The sequence below is a fragment of the Pontibacter sp. GD13 genome, assembly GCF_058216355.1.
On sequence record NZ_JBYZMQ010000002.1, the window covers coordinates 76,047 to 97,566 of the forward strand.

Sequence of the window (21,520 nt, forward strand, 5' to 3'; positions counted from 1 at the left end):
GGCTACAATTAGAGATATCATATTTTTATTGCTTAAGGGGTTATTGGTTTACAAATATGGATTATTCATCTTGCTTAAAAAAAGAATATTTATGTGTTTGAGTAACTTGTGTTAAAGCTGTAATTTAATGACCTATTTCGGTATAAAAATTATTTAAACAGAAATTAACCTAATTTTAAAAATATTAAAGTTATTTAATTAGTTAATAAGTAACTTTTCATTCTTTTTAAAAAAATAACAACTTGAAAATCTATTTTATTGCTATAAATTGACTGGCAAAGTACCAGAGATTATATAATTGAAAAACTCCAAATGTTATACTTGAAAAACCTTACACTATAATATGAATGAATTAAAGGCGCTCTCAAGACTAGTGACGTACTGCAACAGCATATCCAGTTCCTTGCCTGATGATAACTTAAAAGGTAAAGAAGGACTTTTTATTAGGAACTTGATGGAGAAGCAGTATGAGACGGATGAGGAGGCATCCCAGGACCTTTATGACACCAATCCTAATGATGTGCGCTATAAAATGCTGAAACATAGGGTAAAGCGTAAATTGTATAACAATATGTTTTTTATAAACTATGACAGACTAAAAGCAAAACCTTGTTTGCAAAAAGAACAGGAGTGTTACATGTTACTCTACCATGCCAATTTGTTCCTCAAACAAAATGATTATAAACTGTCCGCATTGAATGTGAAGCGGGTAATAGTGATTGCACGAGAATATGATTTGATCAATTTGGAAATTACAGCCTTGGAAATTTTGCTTTTCTGCAATTCTGAGCTTGGGAGCTTGAAAAGTTATTTGAAGAACAAGCAAGATCTAGAAGGTTTGCTTGAAAAGAAAGAGTATGATAGGGAAGCCGTTAACTTGTTTCAGCTTATAAAAATACAACTGAAAAAATCAATTAAATCAAGACGCGAATACCTTCCTCAGCTTGAAAAAGACGTGCAACGACTGGAATATTTATGGAAGTCGTGTAACACTTTTGATTCTTTTAATGCTTATTATAAAGTGTATTTATGGTACTACGAATTGGTCGGTAATTTTACTAAAATTATTGAATTAACGGTTCTATCAGAAGAGCTAATCCAAAAAGACAAGATTTTAGGCCCTCGTTTTGACACCAGTTTTAACAAATATGTTTTAGTATATGCCCATTTAAGAGCTTCTAAATATAATCAAGGCTTGTTTTATGCTGAGAAATTCCTTCCTGATTTTAACCTTAATTCTATTAACTGGTTTGCTTATCTCGAGAACTATTTCTTGTTAGCCTTACACTCTAAAAAATATGAGCTAGCGACTTCACTTCTTGAACGGACTTTTCATAACAACTATTATCATAAGGTTCCATCAGTTGCCAAAGAGCGATGGCGATTGTACCAAGCCTATTTGGCTATTATATCAGGTGATTCTTTGTTAGGGAAAGCTACAAATCCTTTTATTATCTCTTTGCCTGAATACAGCAAAGATAAACAGGGGTTTAACGTCGCTATTCTGATCCTACAATTTTATTATTTTCTGAAGAAGAAAGATTCAGATGCTTTAATCTATAGAATTGAGAGCTTGAAAAAGTATGTTAATACTTATCTTAAAGATGCTTTTAGTTTACGTAGCAAACTTTTTTTGAAGTTACTGTTCCTTACCGTTACCGAGGATTTTGACCCAACACTTTGCCGTAGTAAAGGTCAAAAAAACTATGATAAGCTTCTCGCTACACCTGCTCCAGGAGACGCGTATTCAGAAATAGAGATTGTCCCCTATGAGCATCTCTGGTTGTCTATTCTGGATATCTTGGAGAAAAATAATACCTGAACAGACCACCAACTTTGTATTTAAAAGATAAACATGGACGAATTGATAAGATTGGTCAACCTGGTTCAGGAATATGGTGCTAAAGCATTTCCCTTGATCAATTTTCAGGATGAAAATAACCTGGATGTGCACCTTTATGAACTCATAAAAACCAAGAAAGTTACTTCAGATACGGACGCTGCCTTAAAGATGTATGGAAATGGGAAGCAAACGTCTAGTTATCGGATGCTTAAGTCAAGACTGAAAAAAAAACTGATCAACCATCTCCATTTTACAGAACTCTCTGAAAGTAATTTACCCATAATAAATATCGTTAAATCCAAGTGTGCATCCTTTTTGTTTGAAGCGGAAAGTTTTATCGCCATGAATGAGCCAAGGCTTGCTGAGAAAGTACTTGATCAGGCCCTAAAATTGGCTAGGGAGAATGAAGTAAATGATTATGTAGTGATGTTGCTCGAGCAAAAGCAGTGGGTAAGCCAGGTGCTCTGCGAAAAAAAGAAATTCTTAAAGCAGGAAAAGATCCTGGAGCATTACTATAGCATAGAAACTGCTGAGCGTGAAGCCACTAAGATCTTTCAGGAGATAATGATTGTCGTTAAAACTACTTTTGATGATCGTTCTGAGCTACTAGTCAAGTTTCCGTGTGCGATCGGACGCCTCTTAAACTTGTGGACGGAATCTAAATCATCTAAAATTTTCTATTACCATCATTTCCTGCAAATTAGCTTCTTAGAAATGCAGGGAAATCACTTGGCTATATCCAAACAAATAGAAGAAGCGGAAGAACTGGTTCTTAAAAAGATTATCCATGCCAATTGGTTTAACTTCAGGTTTAACAGTTATGCCCGGTTTTACGCCTTGTTACAGACAAAGCAGTATGATGAAGGACTGGCTGTGGCTGATAAGTACCTGGCTCGTTTTGAAGAAGGCTCCTTGAACTGGTTTGCCTTTATGGAGAATTACCTGCTGATGGCCATACATGCCAAGCGATATGGCTTACTTTTAGAATTGTATCGCTCCATTATCACCTCCAAGTATCTTATTCGTCTCCTAACACATCATTTAGAAAGGTGGGACCTTTACGGACAGTATTGCCAATTACTTTTTAAATACAAGCTCGGAATAGAGAACATTGGTGTCGAAAGCAAATTAGTGGACGAAATGGTGCTGTTGCCAAAAGGGAAAGAAGGGTTTAATGTAGCCCTCGTTGTAATCGAAACCATTCGGCAGCTAGCCAACGAGGCAATAGACGATTACGATGTGGTGTTGAACAGGTTGAACAGGTATAGTTTAAAATACCTGAAAGGCGAGAAGGCAACAAGGGCCAGGCTGTTTTTCCAGTTCCTGACACTCCTTATAAAAACGGGCTTCGACCTTGAGGCTATGGAGTCTAAAAGCAAAACTATAGTAGAAAAGTTGCGTGTTACCCCGCTTCCTGGTGATGCCTTTGCCGAGGTAGAGATCATTCCGTACGAGCACCTGCTGGAACTTGTATCAGAGATTGTGGCCAAGCGGAAAAGAATCTAAGCTTCCGCTGAAAATGGTGTAGCAGATCGCGTATTTTTTGCTATTTTTCAACTATGGAAAAAAATAACCCCACCATTGCCCGCGCCTGGTGCTTTTATGACTGGGCCAACTCGGTATACTCTCTGGTCATTACCTCCACTATCTTTCCCATCTACTACAGTGCGGTTGCCACTAATGCCGATGGTTCATCGTTGGTTAATTTCCTGGGGTTCAACCTGGAGAGCTCAGTGCTTTTTTCCTATGCCATTTCCGGAGCGTTCCTGATCATTGCGCTGTTAAGCCCGTTCCTGACCGCCATTGCAGATTACAGCGGGCGTAAAAAACTGTTCATGCAGCTCTTTTGCTACATTGGTTCCTTGTCCTGTGTCGGTCTCTATTTTTTTACAAGGGAAACATTCACGGTTTCTGTGTTGCTTTTTGTTTGTGCCTCCATTGGATTTAGCGGCAGCATTGTGTTCTATAATGCGTATTTGCCCGAAATAGCCACCGAGGATCAATATGACCGGCTAAGTGCCAAGGGATTTTCGATGGGGTATATCGGGAGTGTGCTGTTGCTTGTTTTTAACCTGGCCATGATCCTGCAGCCCGGATGGTTCGGCATTGCCCCTGAGAATACGTCGCTGCCCCCGCGCATTGCTTTTTTAACCACAGGACTTTGGTGGTTCGGCTTTGCACAGTATACTTTCTATCACCTGCCAGGCAACGTGTACCAGCGTAAACCGCAGGGCAACTGGATATTGAATGGTTTTGTTGAGCTTAAAAAAGTATTGGCCCAGGTCCGGCAGCTTCCGATGCTAAAGCGCTTTTTGCTGGCCTACTTCTTTTACAACATGGGCGTGCAAACGGTGATGTACGTCGCCACTATTTTTGGCATAGAGGAGTTGCACCTGCCCAGTGAGGCCCTGATCATAACCATCCTCATCATTCAACTGGTAGCCATTGCCGGAGCGTATGCCTTTGCATTTTTATCGGGCAGGTACGGGAACATCAGGGCGCTGATCGTGGCCGTGATCATCTGGATCGGGGTATGTATCGGTGCCTACTTTATCCGGGGGCAGTTCGACTTCTATGTGCTGGCTGCCGTTGTGGGTTCTGTGATGGGGGGAATCCAATCTCTTTCTCGCTCCACCTATTCCAAGTTCATACCGGCCACTACCGTTGACCATGCGTCTTATTTCAGCTTTTACGATGTTACGGAGAAGGTTTCTATCGTGCTCGGAACGCTTGCATACGGGGCCATAGCACAGGTCACCGGTTCTATGCGCAACAGCATCCTGGCGCTTATCATCTTCTTCGGGCTGGGCCTGATCTTCTTATTTCTGGTGCGGGGCAAAAAATCATTGGAGCAGCTACAGGCAACGGAGCAGGAGCCTCTCAAAGTATAAAAAGCGGCACTGTAAAAATGCCTTATAAGGATTAAAGTAAAAAATCCGCTGCAGTTCAATACTACAGCGGACTTCTGCTTTAATGCGAGCGTAAGTCAGGCCACCATGGCAACTTAACGATCAGCGCTTGCTGGCTTATGCAGCCTTACTTCTTATACACCAGTTTCCCGTTCAGGTAGGTACGCAATACCTGCGTGTTCCGCATCTCTTCAGGCTGTACTGTCATCAGGTCGCGGTCCACGAGTATAAAGTCAGCGAATTTGCCCGGTTCAATGCTTCCTTTTTCCAGCTCCTCGAAATTTGATCTGGCGGCCCAGATCGTCATACCTTTCAATGCTTCCTGTCGGGTAAGGGCATTTTCGGACTGGAAACCGCCTTCCGGCCAGTTTTTGGCATCTTGCCTGGCAACAGCCGCATGGAACGTGTAAAAAGGGTTAATACTCTCTACCGGAAAATCTGTGCCAAGGGGCAGATATCCGTTCTGTTGCAACAGTTCTTTAAAAGGGTACGCGTGCCTGATCCGTTCTTTACCCAGTCTGTCGCCTGCCCAGTACATATCCGACGTGGCATGGGTAGGCTGCACCGACGGAATGATGCTATACTTACCAAACTTGTTCATGTCAGCGGGGGCCACGATCTGGGCATGCTCTATGCGCCAGCGTTTGTCGTTCTTTCCTCCCAGCACGCTGCCGTAAATATCCAGTAGCAGGCGGTTCGCCGAGTCGCCAATGGCGTGGGTATTCATCTGAAAACCGTGCTCGTTCAGCAAGCTGGCTATGTCGCGAAACTCCTGCTCTGAGGCCAGCAAAAAGCCGTAATGCCCGGCTTTGTCATGGTAAGGGTCAAGCAGGTTGGCTCCCCTGGAACCCAGTGCACCGTCGGCATATATCTTAAAAGAGCGTACATTCAGCCTGTCCGTTTTATAGGGGCCGTTTTTAAAGTAATGCGCCTGGTTCTCCTTACTTGGGTTGAGCATGGCGTACACGCGCATTTGTAGCGCACCCTGCTGTTGCATGGCATCGATCAGGTCTACGGTAGATTTGTCGAGGCCGGCGTCATCAACGGAGGTTAACCCGACGGCAAAGGTGTTGGCCTCAGCATTTTTTAGCGCCTGCCGCTTTTCCGCCTCCGAAGGTGTGGGTATAACACTACTTACCCTGTCTACAGCATTGTCGATCAGGATACCGGTCAATTTACCTTTTTCCACTTCTACCAGGCCGCCCACCATTTTGGTTTGAGGTGTAACACCAGCCAGGTCCAGGGCTTTCTGGTTGGCCAGTGCCGCGTGCCCGTCAATGCGGGTAAGTATAACCGGGGTGTCCGGAAAAAGCAGGTCCAGGGTGTCTTTGGTCGGAAACTCCTTCACGGCCCAGTCATTCTGGTCCCAGCCCCGGCCCGTTATCCACTCCGTATCCGGGTATTTGGCGCGCTGGGCGGTTACTTTCTGCACCACTTCCCTAAACGATTCAGTGTCTACCAGATCCGCTGACTGCAGGGCCAGGCCATAGCGGTAGAAGTGCGCATGCGCATCGATCAGGCCCGGGTAAACCGTTTTGCCTGCTGCATCCAGTTCCTCGGTTGCTTTATACTTTCCGCGTATCGCTGCAGTAGTGCCTACGGCTATGATCTTGCCGTCTTTCACGGCGAAGGCCTCGGCTGTATCAAAATTATCATTAACCGTATAAACCTTGCCGTTGTACACGATCAGGTCAGCTGCCTCGCTGCCTGAGCGGGTTGTGGTGCAGCCGTTTAACAGGGCGCTACCAAAAAATATGGCGAGGGCCAAAGAACGCAGATGTTTCGTCATGGTGCTAACTATTATTCAAAGCGCATGTGTTTCACGGAGTCGCCGGTGTTGATAAGCTCCACCAAGGAGTCGATGCCGATGCTCAGGTGCTTCTCCACAAAGTTGGATGTAACGAGCTTGTCGCTTTCCGATGTTTTCACGCCTTCAGGTATCATCGGGTTATCCGAAACCAGCAGCAGCGCACCATGAGGGATCTCGTTTACGAAGCCGACGGTGAAAATCGTGGCGGTTTCCATGTCGATGCCCATGGCGCGAATCTGGCGCAGGTACTCCTTAAATTCCTCGTCGTGCTCCCAAACACGGCGGTTAGTGGTATAAACAGTGCCTGTCCAGTAGTCCATCTCGTGCTTCTTGATCATGGACGAAACAGAGCGCTGCAGTCTGAAAGAAGGCAATGCGGGGATTTCTGGGGGCAGGTAGTCATCTGATGTACCCTCGCCGCGAATGGCTGCGATTGGGAGGATCAGGTCGCCGATCTGCGTTTTTCTTTTCAGGCCGCCGCACTTGCCCAGGAACAGCGCCGCTTTAGGCTTAATTGCCGAGAGCAGGTCCATAACCGTGGCCGCCATGGCACTGCCCATGCCAAAGTTGATGATGGTAATGTTATTGGCTGTGGCCGTTTGCATGGGCTTGTCGAGGCCTCTTATCTCTACCCCGAAACGATCGGCGAACATGCGCACGTAGTTCACAAAATTAGTGAGCAGGATATACTCTCCGAATTCATCGAGGGGAACGCCTGTGTACCGGGGCAACCAGTCGTTAACTATTTCTTCTTTGGTCTTCATGATGTCAATATAAGGAATTAGATATAAAAAATCCGCCTCGGCAGCAAATGCGACTAGGGCGGAGCATAGGAAAATGGCTAAATTGCAGCATGGATGCACTTAATTTGCCACCGTTTGAGTACAATATTACGAAATCCGGCGCTAATTACCTGATATTTGATGTCCTGCGCCGTAAAAATGTGATTTTAACGCCAGAAGAATGGGTAAGGCAACATTTCGTGCATTACCTGGTAAGCAGCTTGCACTACCCCAAAAGCCTGATCAGTATAGAGCGGGGCACACGCTACAACAAACTGCAGAAACGCACCGATCTGTGTGTGTACAACGCACAAGGCAAACCCTACTTGCTGGTGGAGTGCAAAGCAGCGCATGTGCCCATCACACAGGAGGTGATCAAGCAGGTATCGGTGTATAACCAGACTATAAAGGCCCTGTACGTGGTGATCACCAATGGGCTGCAACACTTCTGCTGGCAGGTGGATTTTGAAACCAGGCAGTTTAAGCCCTTGGCGGGCATTCCCGATTTCAGTCATTAAAAGCTAGCAATAAACCAAGCTGTGCCAGCAAGTTACCCTTTTGCTTTGCCTGGGTCTCACGCGTTACTTGCCAAAGTATAAGCTGTTGTTCACCAGGGCCTCCCGGTAGTATTGCACATAGGCTTTTAGGTTTTCCCCCGACTTCGGGGCAGGAGAGGAGGCAGGGGCCATGCCCGGGAAAGTATAATACCGCAGCTGATCATTCGGGGTTAGCTCGGTTACCTGCCGTTGCTCCACCAACAGGTATGCGCTGCCGGTGTACAGCATTGCCTTGCCCGCTTCGTTGTTTAGAAGCGACCTGCCGAAGGGCAGTACTTTATCGGTAGGTATATTGAGGTAGTCCACCACTGTCGGGAAGATATCGGTCTGTTGCGCCACCTGGCTCTGATCAATTCCCTGCAGTTGCTGGCCGGGATGAAAGAGCACAAGCGGCACCCGGTAAGGACCCAACGCATTCTGGTAGGCCGCCTCCGTGCTTTTCTGAGTATGGTCTGCCGTGAGTATAAACAGCGTATTCCTGTACCAGGGCTGTTTGGCGGCAGTCCGGAAGAATTCCCGCAGTGCCTGGTCCGTATAGCCAATCGATTCGTGTATTTCCAGTTGCCCCTTCGGAAAGCGCCCTTTATACTTTGGCGGCACGGTGTACGGGTGATGGGAGCTTAAGGTGAAAAGGGTGGCCATAAAGGGCGTTTCAAACCCAGTGAGCTCACTTGCAACATACTGCAGGTAGGGCTCATCAAAGATCCCCCATTGCCCGTCATAATCCTGTTCGCGCTTTTCCTCCGGATACTCATCCAGGCCGTAATACGCCTGCACGCCGGCAATGCGGGCAAAGTTGTTGAAGCCCATGGTGCCGTTGCCCGCTCCATGAAAAAAAGCGGTGTGGTATCCTGCCTGCCCCAGCACCGTGCCCAAACCCACCAGTTTGTTGGCCTGGTAAGCAGAGGTGATATAAGGCTCCTGCATGAGAGAAGGAAGACCAGTGAGAATAGAAGGCAGTGCCTCAATGGATTTTCTGCCGTTGGCAAAGGCATTCTGAAACAGCACCCCTTCTGCCGCCAGGGAATCCAGAAACGGCGTGTAGCCCTTGCCGTTATTAAGCGCCCCCACATACTCGGCTGCAAAGCTCTCCAGTATAAGGATGACCACATTGTCGTGTTTCAGGGGCCCAACGGGGTGGGCATACGCTTTTGGGTTAAAGCGCAGGGCCTGTTGCAGGCTATGCTGACTAGGGAAGTATTTTTTTTGCTCCAGCGCCGGCTGCCCGATGCCTTTGATAAATGTAAAGGGCGAGTTAAGGGACAGATGCCCCAGCACGGCTGGCTCTAACACGAAGGCATGGCTTACGCGAAGAGGCTTGAGTTGCAGGCCGCCCCGTACAGCCACTACGGCCAGCCCTGCAATAAGCAGCAGGCGCACAACGCGCAGCAGGTGCTGCTGCTGCTGCAGGAGAGGAGTTCTCAGCACCGGATAGGCTTTGCTAAGCAGGAAAATAAGCAGCACCAACGCCAGCACCAGGTACCAGTAGTAAAAGATCAGCTGCCCAAACTGATCCGCAATGTCGCCGGTGATGGTAGTGAGTTCGTTGCTTGACCTTTTGCCGATGAATTTAAAGAACTCGACGTCCACCAGACCTAAAGCAATAAAGGGAGCGTTTGTCGCCAGGAACCATACTTTCAGAAAACGCTGGTATGCCGGTTTGTGCACAGGGGCCAAGGGGAAAAGTGAGAGCAGGATAAAAGGCGCATTCACAGCTGTGATGGCCGCCAGGTCGAAGCGGAGCCCGTACACAAAGGCCAGTAAGGTATGCACTGCCGAAGCCTCAGCAAAAGCCTTGTAGTTAAAAATATAGAATACGAGCCGCAGCAGCATATACAGGCACAGCAGCAGGCCCATACGGCGCAGGAGCAGCTTTAAAACGCTATCGAACATGTAAAAGCAAAAGGTGTATCAATATTAAAATTTGCAGCCGTGTTGCTGCGGCTGCCCCGCTTAGTGTACCGGGTGCCACACGAGGGCAAAGATACGGCTAAAACCTTGCCTGAACGAAAAACGCCTTCCTGATAAAGATCAGAAAGGCGTTCCCTACTATTTTAGTTGAAGGCTTACAGCACGTTCTCAACAGGCACGTACTCCAGGTTAAAGGCTTCGGCCACACCCTGGTACACCACTTTTCCTTGTACCACGTTCAGACCAAGCTTTAGCTCATGGCTGTCGGCGCAGGCTTTTTTCCAGCCCTTGTTCGCTAATTGAATGGCGAAAGGAAGCGTTGCGTTGGTAAGGGCAAGCGTAGAAGTATAAGGCACGGCACCCGGCATGTTGGCTACGCAGTAATGCACCACGTCGTCGATAATGTAAGTAGGGTCCTGGTGCGTGGTTGGCTTGCAGGTTTCAATGCAACCACCCTGATCTACAGCCACATCCACTACCACAGTGCCCGGACGCATTTCCTTGAGCATTTCCCGGGTGATCAGGTGCGGTGCCTTGGCTCCCGGTATCAGAACAGCACCGATGATAAGGTCGTGTGTTGGGAGGAGCTCGCGAATGTTGTACTCATTCGACATGAACGTGTTCACGTTGGCCGGCATGATATCATCCAGGTAACGCAGGCGCTGCAGGTTATTGTCCATGATGGTCACGTCAGCACCCATTCCAGCCGCCATTTTAGCGGCATTGGTTCCTACCACGCCACCGCCAAGTATCAATACTTTGGCCGGACGAACACCAGGTACGCCACCTAACAGGATACCACGTCCCTGCAAAGGTTTCTCCAGGTACTTCGCGCCTTCCTGCACAGCCATTCGGCCGGCTACTTCAGACATCGGAACAAGCAATGGAAGGCTTCTGTCGGCTTTCTCTACTGTTTCGTAGGCCAGGCAAACAGCTTTCTGCTTGATCATGGCATGAGTCAGCGGCTCATAAGAGGCAAAGTGGAAATAGGTGAACAGCAACTGGTCTTCTTTAATCAGGCTGTACTCCGATTCAATCGGCTCTTTTACTTTGATGATCATCTCAGCGATTCCGTATACTTCCTCAATGCTGGGAAGGATGGAAGCACCGGCGTTCGTATAGTCCTCGTCCATGAACCCGCTGCCTTCTCCGGCAGTAGACTGTACATAAACAGTGTGCCCGTTGCGCACAAGCTCAATTACACCGGCAGGAGTAACACCAACGCGGTTCTCGTTATTCTTAATTTCCTTAGGAACACCAACAATCATGTCGTTCTTGAATTATAGTTTGGTAATGCTGCGCAAATATACCACAAGTTACCTTAAATAAAAGGGCTGCAGGTGGAAGCTTTTAACCGACTGGAGCTTAAGCAGTGAAAGATTGTAGAAGTGCTATTAAAGAACATTCGGGTATGGCTGGCAGGGTATAGCTTAAAATGAAAAAAGGCAGTGATAAAATCACTGCCATTAGTACAAAATAAAACTATGAAAAAAACTATCTGAAAGGTACCGGCTGATTGCTTTCCCTTAACATATTCTGTGATGCCAGGCGCTCCACTACATTTGCTTTAAGCGTTAGCCTGATGTCTGGCATTATAATATCATTCGAAAGAATGTTGACTACTTCATTTTGCTCCCTTAACACCATAGGAACGTACGTTAGTTCCAAAGTAGCGGTTTGCCCTGGTTTTATTGCCGGCTCCGAAACTTTGAATGTTACGCAGTTGCATGCCGTTTTTACGCCTTGTATCACAAGGGGCTGGCGACCAGTGTTTTTAATCGTGAACCTGGCGACGGCTTTTTGACCTTTTTCAAGTTTTCCAAAGGTATAAACCGAACTTCCAACTGCCAAACGCGGCGATAACATCTTTTGTTCCGGGGTGTAGTTTAATTTTGAATCTTTTGGGCCAACTTCTCCTTTTATGTACAAAACCTGGCTTGGTGAAACTGCGTTTGTAGTAACCGTGATTGCCTTATAAAAGGGCCCGGGTCTGCCGGTACTGTTATAAATAGCCTTGATAATTCCTGTCTTACCCGGTAAGATAGGTTCTTTTGTCCAGTCGGGGGTGGTACAGCCGCAGGAAGGCTGCACGGCAGAAATCAGCAAAGGCTGGTTTCCTGCATTCTTAACCTTAAACTCGTAAACAGCCTGCGTGCCTTCTGCAATCGTGCCGAAATCATGCGTTTCTTTCTCAAACTCTGTAGTGGCCTGCGCCTGCGCCTTACCGGCAGCCAGCAGGGCAAGGCAAAGTATAAATAAAAAGGAAAGCGTGTTTCTCATATGATCAAAGGAAGCTGATTAATGCCAATATGCGCTGATTTTTTTCCAGCGTAAAACAAATATACAAAAAGATTTTTAAAACAATTCTTCCGGCCAGGAAGCCAGGTGGTGCAAAACGGCTCTAAATTTGAAATTAGGCGAATGTTCTGTACTTTTGATTGGAAAATACCTTTGGTTTATAAATAGAAAACATGCAAACCGCTGAAGCATCTATAACTCAAAAATTAACTGCTGAAGAAATCCTGAACGACTACCGCATCGGGTGGGAGAGCCGCCACGCCAGCCTTGCCGGCCGCAAGGAGGTGTTCATGGGGAAAGCCAAGTTCGGCATCTTCGGAGACGGGAAGGAAGTGGCGCAGCTGGCCATGGCGCGGTTTTTCCAAAACGGCGATTTCCGTTCCGGCTATTACCGCGACCAGACCTTTATGTTTGCCATCGGCGAACTGACGCTACAGCAGTACTTTGCACAATTATACGCCCACACCGACGTAGAGGCAGAGCCCTCCACGGCCGGACGGGCCATGAACGGCCATTTTGGCACCAGGCTACTGGATGACGAGGGAAACTGGAAAAACCTGACGGACCAGAAAAATTCCAGCTCGGATATTTCCCCGACGGCTTCGCAGATGCCCCGCCTGGTCGGGCTGGCGTATGCCTCTAAATTGTACCGTCAGAATGCTGCGCTGCAGCACCTCAAAGAGTTCTCAGTAAACGGAAACGAAGTGGCCTTTGGCACCATTGGCAACGCTTCCACCTCCGAGGGCATGTTCTTTGAGGCGATCAATGCGGCAGGTGTGCTTCAGATCCCGATGCTGGTATCGGTGTGGGACGATGGCTATGGCATTTCGGTGCCCGCCGAGTACCAGACCACCAAAGGAAGCATCTCCGAAATACTGGCCGGTTTCCAGCGCAACAGCGAAGGGGAACAGGGCTATGAAATTTTCAAGGTGAAAGGCTGGGATTACGCTGCCCTATGCGACGCTTACGAATCGGCGGTGCGGGTGTGCCGCGAGCAGCATGTGCCTGTGCTGATGCACGTAGAGGAGTTAACGCAGCCGCAAGGCCACTCCACCTCAGGGTCGCATGAGCGCTATAAGTCTAAAGAGCGGCTGGAGTGGGAGTCGGATTTTGACTGCCTGAAAAAGATGCGCGAATGGATACTCGAAAACGAGATTGCCACCGCCGGGCAGCTGGATCAGATAGAAGCCGATGCCAAAGATAAGGTTCGGGCTGCCCGCACGCAGGCCTGGAGTGCGTTTACTGCACCTGTGTTAGAGAGCCATGAGGAGGCTCTGCAACTGTTGGATGACCTGGCCGCAGCCAGCGAGCACATCACCGAAGTAGCCACCATCGTCGAGGAACTGCGCAAAGCCGGCGCAGCCCCCATCAGGAGCGACGCGGTGAGGGCCGTGCGCAAAGCCCTGCGTTACGTGCGCGACGAAAACAACCAGGCCAAGCGCACACTGATAGGCTGGCTGGAACAAACCATGGGCGAGAATGCCGATCGCTTTAACTCCTACTTGTATAGCCAGTCGGATAACGCTGCTTTACAGGTAGAGGAAGTGAAGGCGGAGTTTGCAGAAAACGGAGCACTTGTGGATGGCCGCGAGGTGCTGCAGGCCTGCTTTGATGCCATGCTGGCCCGTGATCCCCGTGTTTTCGCTATCGGCGAGGATGTGGGCTTTATCGGCGACGTGAATCAGGCTTTTGCCGGACTGCAGGAAAAATACGGTGACCTGCGGGTAACGGATACCGGTATCCGCGAATGCACTATTATTGGACAGGGAATAGGGGCTGCCTTGCGCGGCCTGCGCCCGATCGCTGAGATCCAGTACCTTGATTACCTGCTGTATGCCATTCAGATACTGTCCGATGATGTGGCCTGTCTGCAGTACCGCACCAAAGGCGGCCAGAAGGCTCCCCTGATCGTGCGCACCCGCGGACACCGTTTGGAGGGAATCTGGCATTCGGGCTCGCCCATCGGCATGATCCTGAACAGTATACGCGGTATGCACGTGCTGGTGCCGCGCGACATGACGCAGGCGGCTGGCTTTTACAATACCATGCTGCTGTCGGATGAGCCCGCGCTTATTATTGAGTGCCTCAACGGCTACCGTTTAAAAGAGCAGATACCAAGCAACATTGCTGAGTTCACCGTACCCCTGGGTCAGCCGGAGGTCCTGAAGCATGGCACGGACATAACAGTGGTCACCTATGGCTCAATGTGCCGTATCGTGCTGGAGGCGGCAAAGCAACTGGAGGACTTCGGTATTTCAATGGAAGTGATCGATGTGCAGACGCTGCTTCCTTTTGATGTTCACCACATGATCTCAGACTCGATCCGGAAAACGAACCGGGTGCTGTTCGCTGACGAGGACGTGCCCGGAGGCGCCACCGCGTTCATGATGCAGCAGGTAGTGGACGAGCAGGGAGCCTGGAGATGGCTCGACTCAAAACCACAGTGCCTTTCAGCGCACGCGCACCGTCCGCCTTACTCCTCAGATGGCGATTATTTCTCCAAACCGAACACCGAGGATGTATTTGAGGCAGTGTACGAGATCATGCACGAAGCTGAACCGGAGCGATACCCTGTTATCTATTAGAACTATTTTAAAAGTGGATAGCATCATAAAGGCCCGGTAACGTAAGTTGCCGGGCCTTTATATATCGTTATAAGTTATCAGAATAGCTTGATCGGGGAGGTCTCGATCACGTTGCTTTTGTTGGGCACGGGTGTGTCGCGGTCATAAATAAAGATCTCGAACTTGATAATGGTCCCTTTGGGAAAGATGTCGGAGGTAATGCCGTTTCTGCCGTTCACACTGTATTTGATCTCCCCCTCCAGTGGTTCTTTTCTGTCGTCGCTGGACAACCGCTGAAAACGGCCGCTGAAATCTGAATTGGCCACCGGGAACTGGAATTTCACAAACGAAGAGTCAGGGGAGCCCGGGAAAACCGGTTGCTTCACATACAGGTCTGTAATAAAGTTTTTCGCATAAGGAGAGCCAGGGTTAAAAGGAGCCTGGCTGTCGGTGTCTGCCGTGTTTGGGTTCTGGTCCAGTGGCCTTAAACCCAAATTGCCGTCGCCATCCTGGTAATGAATCACGAGCACGATAGAATCTCTCAGGATGTTGGAACCATTTGAGAAATGAAACTGCTCCACTCTTCTGAACTGAATTTCGGGGGCATCAGGGTAATTGGGTTCTTTGCGGCAGGAGCTGAGCACCACCAGTACAAACAGGAAGGCAATACTATACTTCAGCAGGTATTTCATGTATGATTGTCAGAAAATGAAGCTAAATTTACTAATTCAAACGCAGAGAATATAGGATTTGTTGTAAATTCTGGAGATGAATTTTAAAGCACGATTTACTCAGCAATTGCACCACAATCAGCAAATTAACTTTGCTGATTGTGCCTTAGAGCTGTTCCATTACCAGTCCGGACACAATCCGGTGTACAAGCAGTACCTGCAGTATCTGCGGGTGCAGCCCCGGAATGTGAAGGAACTGACGGCGATTCCGTTTCTGCCCATCGAGTTCTTTAAGACCCATGCGGTAAAGACGGGTGCATTTGACCCGGAAGTAACTTTTTACAGCAGCGGCACCACCCAACAGACCCGGAGCCGTCATTTGGTATCGCGGCTGGAGTGGTACACCGCCAACACACAGCATATTTTCGAGCGTTTCTACGGGCCCCTGCAAGATTATGTGGTACTGGCCCTGCTGCCATCTTATTTAGAGCAGGGCGGCTCCTCGCTGGTGGCCATGGTCGATTTTTTTGTGCAGCAAACCGGCCAGCAGGTAGAGGGCTTCTACCTTCGCAACTACGAGAAGTTGCTGCAGCTGGTGAAACAGACGAAGCTACAAGGCAAGAAAGTGTTGCTGATGGGAGTGTCCTATGCCTTGCTGGACTGGGCAGAGGAACTCCGGGGGAAAGAGGATTTCAGCGAGGTGATAATCATGGAGACCGGTGGCATGAAAGGACGACGCCGCGAGATGATCCGGGAAGAGCTGCATGCGCATTTGAAGGCGGGCTTCGGTGTTTCCGCCATCCATTCAGAGTATGGCATGACCGAGCTGCTCTCGCAGGCGTACTCCAAAGGCGACGGCGTGTTTACGGCTGGGGACACCATGCAGGTGCTCCTGCGCGACCTGAATGATCCTTTCGATGTGAGCCCCGGCCACAAATCGGGGGGGATAAACGTGATCGATCTGGCCAATGTGGATTCCTGTGCCTTTATTGAAACCAAGGACATCGGACGCATGCACGCCAGCGGAGGTTTTGAGGTGCTGGGCCGTTTCGACAATACCGATATCCGGGGCTGTAACCTGTTAATTGCCTGACATCTTTCCGGGGCAGCTCTCGTTTAAGTGGGCCATGGGGTATATTGTTTTCATTGCATTGGTGGCAGGCGTGATCCTGCTTTTTTTCAGGTGGGCCACCCGTAAAGGAAGAAGGAGAAAGGCGGTGCTCGCGCAGGAATTCCCTGCGGAATGGCGTAAGATACTCACTGATCGGGTAGGCTTTTACCATACCCTGAAGACAGACGAGGACAAAGGACGCTTTGAGAAAATGCTGCAGCTTTTCTTGTCCGAGAAGCGCATCACCGGCATCGATGTCGAGATTGACGACCTGACGAAGGTACTGGTTGCATCCAGCGCCATTATTCCCATCTTCGGCTTCCGCGACTGGGAGTACCCGAACCTGGGGGAGGTATTAGTCTTCCCGGGAAGCATCAAGAAGTATAAGGATAAGAACTCTGAGGCGGTTTCTGAGATTCTGGGCCGGGTCAATCCATTCCAGAACGACCATTATGTCACGTTATCCAAGCCAGCGCTGGAGCGTGGCTTCTACGACATGGCGGATCGCAAGAACGTGGGCATCCATGAGTTTGCCCACATGCTGGACCAGGCCGATGGGGATATAGACGGCACACCTGCCGCTTACCTGCCCGAAGACCTTATCCAGCCCTGGCAGGAGCTGATGTACCGCAAAATCAAAAAAATTAAGAAAGGGGAGTCTGACATCAACCCCTATGGGGCCACCAGCGAGGCAGAGTTCTTTGCCGTCGTGACGGAGTACTTTTTCGAGCGCCCGGCACAGCTGGCCGAGAAGCACCCGGATTTGTATAAACTGCTGACAAAAGTATTCGAACAGAATCCGAAGCGGCGTTTCCGGATCAATTTCAAACAGCTGTTAAACCCCTATGGCAAGCGGGTGCGGCGAAATGAGCCCTGCCCGTGTGGAAGTGGCGAAAAGTACAAGAAATGCTGTATGCTGAAGAAAAAAGCGGCCTAAGCAAAATGCTTCCTTCCTTTGCAGCCGTTTGCTACAAAGGAAGGAAGCATTTTGCTTGTGTTTCCAGGGTGTTGGGTTAGGAGTTCATGGGTCTGGCGTACGCTTTGGCATCCTCGCCAGTGATCTCGGGGCCACTCATGATCACCAGGCGCTCCACCACGTTGCGCAGTTCCCGCACGTTGCCGCGCCAATCCAGTTCCTGCAAATAGGCCAGGGCATCCTGCGTGATAGCTTTGGGCTTGTTGCCATAATCAGTGGCAATGTCGTTCAGGAATTTGCTGACCAGGTCCGGAATGTCCTCGCGCCGTTCGTTTAAAGGGGGCACATGAATCAGGATGACGCCCAAACGGTGGTACAAGTCCTCGCGAAAGGTCTTCGCCTCGATCTCCTCCAGCAGGTTTTTATTGGTAGCCGCCAGCACACGCACATCCACCTGAATGTCCTTGTCGCCGCCCACGCGCGTGATCTTGTGCTCCTGCAGCGCGCGCAGTACCTTGGCCTGGGCAGAAAGGCTCATGTCGCCCACTTCATCCAGGAACAGCGTGCCACCGCTGGCCTGCTCAAACTTGCCGATGCGCTGCTTCACCGCTGAGGTAAAAGAGCCTTTCTCGTGGCCAAACAGTTCACTCTCGATCAGCTCACTCGGAATGGCGGCGCAGTTTACCTCAATCAAAGGGCCGTTGCTGCGGTTACTGTGCTCATGTATGGCGCGCGCCACCAGTTCCTTGCCAGATCCGTTGGGGCCGGTAATCAGCACGCGGGCATCGGTGGGGGCCACCTTTTCAATGGCTTGTTTCACGCGCCCCAGTGCTGCAGACGCGCCTACCATCTCATAGGTCTTGGATATCTTCTTTTTCAGGATCTTGGTCTCTGTCACCAGGCTGGATTTATCCAGGGCGTTGCGCACAGAAACAAGCAAACGGTTAAGGTCTGGTGGCTTTTGCAGAAAATCGTAGGCGCCTTTTTTAGTGGCTTCCACGGCGGTATCGATGGTGCCGTGGGCGGATACCATGATAAACGGGGTGTCCGGTGTCAGCTCCATGGCCTTTTCCAGCACTTCAATCCCATCCATGCCGGGCATCTTAATATCGCAAAGCACCACATCGTACCTGGACTTGGCAAGTTGTTGCAGCCCTTTTTCGCCGTCCTCGGCCTCATCCACGCTGTAATTCTCAAACTCAAGTATCTCCTTAAGCGTGCTGCGAATGGCGCGCTCATCATCTATTATCAGAATTTTGGGCATATTTATTTTATAAATCAGGCTAAGTATAGGTAATAATTAACCAACAAGCAAGACAGGTTTTTAGCTGAAATTGATTTCACTTTAACTGATTTGAACAGGGTGAGGTTACATGTAACTGGCAGTGGATTGTCAATACGGAACAGAAGGCATTACTTACCTGTTTCTTTTTTAGCTACCTTTGCGAGTTCTGCATAGAATTTAAATAAGAAAGCAGAAATACTTTTAATGCGTGTACATACAGGCTGCCTCCAAAGCGGCAGCCATAGAAAATAAGGTTTGGAAGAAATCAAAGCATATAAAACGGCCTCCATACACACCGTGCCCAAAGATGGAAGCGAACTGCCTCTGATGGAGGCGTTTTATACCATTCAGGGAGAGGGGGCGAATACCGGAACAGCGGCGTACTTCATCAGGCTGGGAGGCTGCGACGTAGGGTGCCATTGGTGCGACGTGAAGGAGAGCTGGGATGCCGCGCTGCACCCGCTTACCCCTGTTCACGACATCGTGGATACTGCCACGGACTACCCGGGCAAAGCAGTGGTGATAACAGGGGGAGAGCCCTTGCTCTATAACCTGCAGCCGCTTACCGCACAGTTGCAGGAGCGGGGCATTAAAACGTGCATCGAAACCTCGGGCGCTTATCCTGTGAGTGGCCACTGGGACTGGATCTGCCTTTCTCCTAAAAAGTTTAAAGCGCCGCATGCCTCGGTCTATCCTTATGCGCATGAGCTGAAAGTGATCATTTTTAACAAAAGCGACTTTAAGTGGGCAGAGGAGCACGCGGCGAAGGTAGGGGGGCATTGCCTGCTTTACCTGCAGCCGGAATGGAGCAAGGCCAACGAAATAATGCCTTTGATAGTAGAATACGTCAAACACAACCCCAAATGGCGTGTGTCCCTGCAGACCCACAAGTACATGGATATTCCGTAACAACTTATGTGCAAACCCTTTCTTTTTGCGATTCTTTTCTGTTGCCTTTCGATGGCAGGCTGGGCTCAGAGCCAGAAACTGAGCACCACCAACGCAAGGGCCGAAAAGCTGTATTACAAAGCCGAGGACTATGCCCGCGCCCGCGACTTCGAGAAAGCCCTTGACGCCCTCTCAGAAGCAGTGGAAAAAGAGCCGGGTTTTGCCGAGGCCTATGTGCGTTCGGCTAACCTCTACAAGATGATGGGGGATAAGGCTGCCTCGTTCGCAAACCTGAAAAAAGGGTTGGCGCTGGTGCCTTTTACACCAGCGTACGCCAATTACTACTTCGACCTGGCCGACCTCTATTTTGAGCAGGGAGCCTACGAGGAGGCCAAAAAATATTTTGAGCTGTTCCTGAAAGCCAATACCCGCAATGCCCGGCTGGTTGAATTCGCCAGAAAACAGGTGAAAACAGCGGATTATGCCCTGGAAGCCATCAAGACCCCGATCGCTTTTAACCCGGAGCAGATGCCGGGCACGGTTAATAAGTTTGGCCTCCAGTATTTTCCGTACACCACCGCCGACCAGCGCTACTTTATTTACACGGCCCGCACGAGTGCCCGCCCGGACCATGACGAGAATATCTACCTGAGTGAGATGAACGGGGGTGACTGGAAGGAACCTGTCTCCATTTCCGCTAACATCAACTCGGAGGCCAACGAGGGGGCCGCCACCATCGCCGGCGACGGCAAAACACTGGTGTTCACCTCCTGCAACCGACCCGACGGCGTGGGCGACTGCGATCTGTACATTTCCTACCGCACCGGCAAGGAGTGGAGCAAACCGAAAAATATGGGCACTGCGGTCAATTCCAGAGCCTGGGATTCGCAGCCCAGCCTGTCAGCGGACGGGCGCACAATCTATTTCAGCTCTAACCGCGGCGGCGGCGTAGGCCAGGAGGACCTTTGGGTTACCTATCAGCAGGAAGACGGAAACTGGACGAAGCCAGTGAACATGGGCAGAAGTATAAACTCCACGGGCCGCGACATGGCGCCTTCGGTGCATGCAAGCGGCTCTACGCTATACTTTGTGAGTGACGGGCACTTAGGCATGGGGGGGCTGGATATCTTTAAAGCAACCCTGGACAGTAACTCGAAATGGAGCGAACCTAAAAACCTGGGTTACCCACTGAACACCTTTGCCGACGAAGGCTCGCTTTTTATAACACCGGATAATGAAACAGGCTATTACTCCCGGCAGGTTAACACCGATGCGGGAGCGCCTACCATTCAGCTTTTTAGGTTTAAAGTTCCGATGGAATGGCGCAGTCGCGAGAACAGCACCTATGCGCAGGGGCGCGTTTTTGATGCCGCCACCAAAAAGCCGTTGGCAGCGCAGGTGCAGTTGTACAACCTACAGGCCGATTCGCTGGTGCAGCAGGTAAACTCGGATAAGGTGTCTGGTGAGTATACCGTGGTGCTTACGGAGGGCAAGCCGTATGCATTGTATGTGGGCGCGCCGGGTTACCTGATGAACAGCCTGAGCTTTGACTATACCTCGCCCAAGAGTTTAAGCCCTGTTGCGCTGGATGTATACCTGGAGCCCCTGAAAGCGGGAGCAGCGGTGGTGCTGAACAACCTGTTTTTCGACACGGGCAAGTATGCATTAGAGAAAGAATCGATAACGGAGCTGAATAGACTCATTAAGTTTTTGCAGCAGAACGAGGCGTTGAAAATGGAGATTGCCGGACATACCGACGATGTGGGGGCCGATCAGGACAACCAGGTGCTGTCAGAGAAACGCGCCAAATCGGTGGTTGAGTACCTGAGCAGCCATGGCATTGCCAAAGACCGCATCCGCTACAAAGGCTACGGCGAAACAAAACCTGTGCAGCCCAACACCTCTGATGAGAACCGAAAGCTCAACCGCCGCATCGAGATGAAAGTGCTGTAAACGCACTTACGACTAGAATTTG

The 21,520-nt window shown here is 49.6% G+C and carries 16 protein-coding genes; 9 read left to right on the forward strand and 7 right to left on the reverse strand.

The window, feature by feature from the left end; translation table 11 throughout:
• Positions 1 to 343: 343 nt before the first annotated feature.
• The 3 genes from AC4BAN_RS03930 (at position 344) to AC4BAN_RS03940 (ending at position 4,734) form a co-directional block, all read left to right on the forward strand.
• Entirely contained in the window at positions 344 to 1,822 is a 1,479-nt protein-coding gene (locus AC4BAN_RS03930) for a hypothetical protein (protein WP_490563067.1), read from the forward strand.
• Positions 1,823 to 2,185: 363 nt separating this feature from the next.
• Positions 2,186 to 3,349, forward strand: coding sequence for a hypothetical protein (locus AC4BAN_RS03935; protein ID WP_490563068.1), 1,164 nt, complete (start codon positions 2,186 to 2,188; stop codon positions 3,347 to 3,349).
• Positions 3,350 to 3,402: 53 nt separating this feature from the next.
• A complete protein-coding gene (locus tag AC4BAN_RS03940) occupies positions 3,403 to 4,734 on the forward strand; it encodes an MFS transporter (RefSeq protein ID WP_490563069.1) in 1,332 nt (443 codons plus the stop codon).
• Positions 4,735 to 4,879: 145 nt separating this feature from the next.
• Here the strand turns inward: AC4BAN_RS03940 and AC4BAN_RS03945 are convergent, their stop codons facing one another.
• Positions 4,880 to 6,541, reverse strand: coding sequence for an amidohydrolase (locus tag AC4BAN_RS03945; protein ID WP_490563070.1), 1,662 nt, complete (start codon positions 6,539 to 6,541; stop codon positions 4,880 to 4,882).
• A gap of 11 nt (positions 6,542 to 6,552) precedes the next feature.
• Positions 6,553 to 7,326 (reverse strand): AMP nucleosidase, encoded by a 774-nt coding sequence (locus tag AC4BAN_RS03950; RefSeq protein WP_490563071.1) that lies wholly within the window; start codon positions 7,324 to 7,326, stop codon positions 6,553 to 6,555.
• A gap of 89 nt (positions 7,327 to 7,415) precedes the next feature.
• Between AC4BAN_RS03950 and AC4BAN_RS03955 the strand changes: the two genes are divergently transcribed.
• Positions 7,416 to 7,862: a type I restriction enzyme HsdR N-terminal domain-containing protein gene (locus tag AC4BAN_RS03955; RefSeq protein ID WP_490563072.1), complete on the forward strand. Its 447-nt coding sequence runs from the start codon at positions 7,416 to 7,418 to the stop codon at positions 7,860 to 7,862.
• Positions 7,863 to 7,925: 63 nt separating this feature from the next.
• On the opposite strand, the gene AC4BAN_RS03960 is transcribed toward AC4BAN_RS03955, so the two are convergent.
• The 3 genes from AC4BAN_RS03960 to AC4BAN_RS03970 form a co-directional block, all read right to left on the reverse strand.
• Positions 7,926 to 9,794 carry an LTA synthase family protein gene (locus AC4BAN_RS03960; RefSeq protein ID WP_490563073.1) on the reverse strand — a complete coding sequence of 623 codons (1,869 nt, stop codon included), beginning with the start codon at positions 9,792 to 9,794 and terminating at the stop codon, positions 7,926 to 7,928.
• Between the two features lie 173 nt (positions 9,795 to 9,967).
• On the reverse strand, positions 9,968 to 11,080 hold the full coding sequence (gene ald / locus AC4BAN_RS03965; RefSeq protein ID WP_490563074.1) for an alanine dehydrogenase: 1,113 nt from the start codon (positions 11,078 to 11,080) through the stop codon (positions 9,968 to 9,970).
• Positions 11,081 to 11,306: 226 nt separating this feature from the next.
• A complete protein-coding gene (locus AC4BAN_RS03970) occupies positions 11,307 to 12,092 on the reverse strand; it encodes a DUF1573 domain-containing protein (protein ID WP_490563075.1) in 786 nt (261 codons plus the stop codon).
• 191 nt (positions 12,093 to 12,283) lie between these two features.
• On the opposite strand from AC4BAN_RS03970, the gene AC4BAN_RS03975 reads away from it, so the two are divergent.
• Complete coding sequence (locus tag AC4BAN_RS03975; RefSeq protein WP_490563076.1) at positions 12,284 to 14,695, forward strand: alpha-ketoacid dehydrogenase subunit alpha/beta; 2,412 nt, start codon at positions 12,284 to 12,286, stop codon at positions 14,693 to 14,695.
• Between the two features lie 77 nt (positions 14,696 to 14,772).
• Here AC4BAN_RS03975 and AC4BAN_RS03980 read toward each other — a convergent pair whose 3' ends face one another.
• A complete protein-coding gene (locus AC4BAN_RS03980) occupies positions 14,773 to 15,366 on the reverse strand; it encodes a hypothetical protein (RefSeq protein WP_490563077.1) in 594 nt (197 codons plus the stop codon).
• A gap of 76 nt (positions 15,367 to 15,442) precedes the next feature.
• Between AC4BAN_RS03980 and AC4BAN_RS03985 the strand changes: the two genes are divergently transcribed.
• Positions 15,443 to 16,438 carry an acyl transferase gene (locus AC4BAN_RS03985; protein WP_490563078.1) on the forward strand — a complete coding sequence of 332 codons (996 nt, stop codon included), beginning with the start codon at positions 15,443 to 15,445 and terminating at the stop codon, positions 16,436 to 16,438.
• Positions 16,431 to 17,393, forward strand: coding sequence for a M90 family metallopeptidase (locus AC4BAN_RS03990; protein WP_490563079.1), 963 nt, complete (start codon positions 16,431 to 16,433; stop codon positions 17,391 to 17,393). Before AC4BAN_RS03985 ends, AC4BAN_RS03990 begins: the two co-directional genes overlap by 8 nt.
• Before the next feature lie 76 nt (positions 17,394 to 17,469).
• On the opposite strand, the gene AC4BAN_RS03995 is transcribed toward AC4BAN_RS03990, so the two are convergent.
• Positions 17,470 to 18,636, reverse strand: a complete 1,167-nt coding sequence (locus tag AC4BAN_RS03995) for a sigma-54-dependent transcriptional regulator (RefSeq protein WP_490563080.1) — start codon at positions 18,634 to 18,636, stop codon at positions 17,470 to 17,472.
• Between the two features lie 276 nt (positions 18,637 to 18,912).
• Between AC4BAN_RS03995 and AC4BAN_RS04000 the strand changes: the two genes are divergently transcribed.
• Positions 18,913 to 19,566 (forward strand): 7-carboxy-7-deazaguanine synthase QueE, encoded by a 654-nt coding sequence (locus tag AC4BAN_RS04000; RefSeq protein WP_490563081.1) that lies wholly within the window; start codon positions 18,913 to 18,915, stop codon positions 19,564 to 19,566.
• A 51-nt stretch (positions 19,567 to 19,617) separates the two neighbouring features.
• Positions 19,618 to 21,498: an OmpA family protein gene (locus AC4BAN_RS04005; protein WP_490563082.1), complete on the forward strand. Its 1,881-nt coding sequence runs from the start codon at positions 19,618 to 19,620 to the stop codon at positions 21,496 to 21,498.
• Positions 21,499 to 21,520: the final 22 nt, after the last annotated feature.

Bases quoted from the DNA above. Each gene is read 5' to 3' on its own strand.
- AC4BAN_RS03930 (WP_490563067.1), top strand. From the start codon at position 344: ATGAATGAATTAAAGGCGCTCTCAAGACTAGTGACGTACTGCAACAGC.
- AC4BAN_RS03935 (WP_490563068.1), top strand. From the start codon at position 2,186: ATGAATGAGCCAAGGCTTGCTGAGAAAGTACTTGATCAGGCCCTAAAA.
- AC4BAN_RS03940 (WP_490563069.1), top strand. From the start codon at position 3,403: ATGGAAAAAAATAACCCCACCATTGCCCGCGCCTGGTGCTTTTATGAC.
- AC4BAN_RS03945 (WP_490563070.1), bottom strand. From the start codon at position 6,541: ATGACGAAACATCTGCGTTCTTTGGCCCTCGCCATATTTTTTGGTAGC.
- AC4BAN_RS03950 (WP_490563071.1), bottom strand. From the start codon at position 7,326: ATGAAGACCAAAGAAGAAATAGTTAACGACTGGTTGCCCCGGTACACA.
- AC4BAN_RS03955 (WP_490563072.1), top strand. From the start codon at position 7,416: ATGGATGCACTTAATTTGCCACCGTTTGAGTACAATATTACGAAATCC.
- AC4BAN_RS03960 (WP_490563073.1), bottom strand. From the start codon at position 9,794: ATGTTCGATAGCGTTTTAAAGCTGCTCCTGCGCCGTATGGGCCTGCTG.
- ald (WP_490563074.1), bottom strand. From the start codon at position 11,080: ATGATTGTTGGTGTTCCTAAGGAAATTAAGAATAACGAGAACCGCGTT.
- AC4BAN_RS03970 (WP_490563075.1), bottom strand. From the start codon at position 12,092: ATGAGAAACACGCTTTCCTTTTTATTTATACTTTGCCTTGCCCTGCTG.
- AC4BAN_RS03975 (WP_490563076.1), top strand. From the start codon at position 12,284: ATGCAAACCGCTGAAGCATCTATAACTCAAAAATTAACTGCTGAAGAA.
- AC4BAN_RS03980 (WP_490563077.1), bottom strand. From the start codon at position 15,366: ATGAAATACCTGCTGAAGTATAGTATTGCCTTCCTGTTTGTACTGGTG.
- AC4BAN_RS03985 (WP_490563078.1), top strand. From the start codon at position 15,443: ATGAATTTTAAAGCACGATTTACTCAGCAATTGCACCACAATCAGCAA.
- AC4BAN_RS03995 (WP_490563080.1), bottom strand. From the start codon at position 18,636: ATGCCCAAAATTCTGATAATAGATGATGAGCGCGCCATTCGCAGCACG.
- AC4BAN_RS04005 (WP_490563082.1), top strand. From the start codon at position 19,618: ATGGCAGGCTGGGCTCAGAGCCAGAAACTGAGCACCACCAACGCAAGG.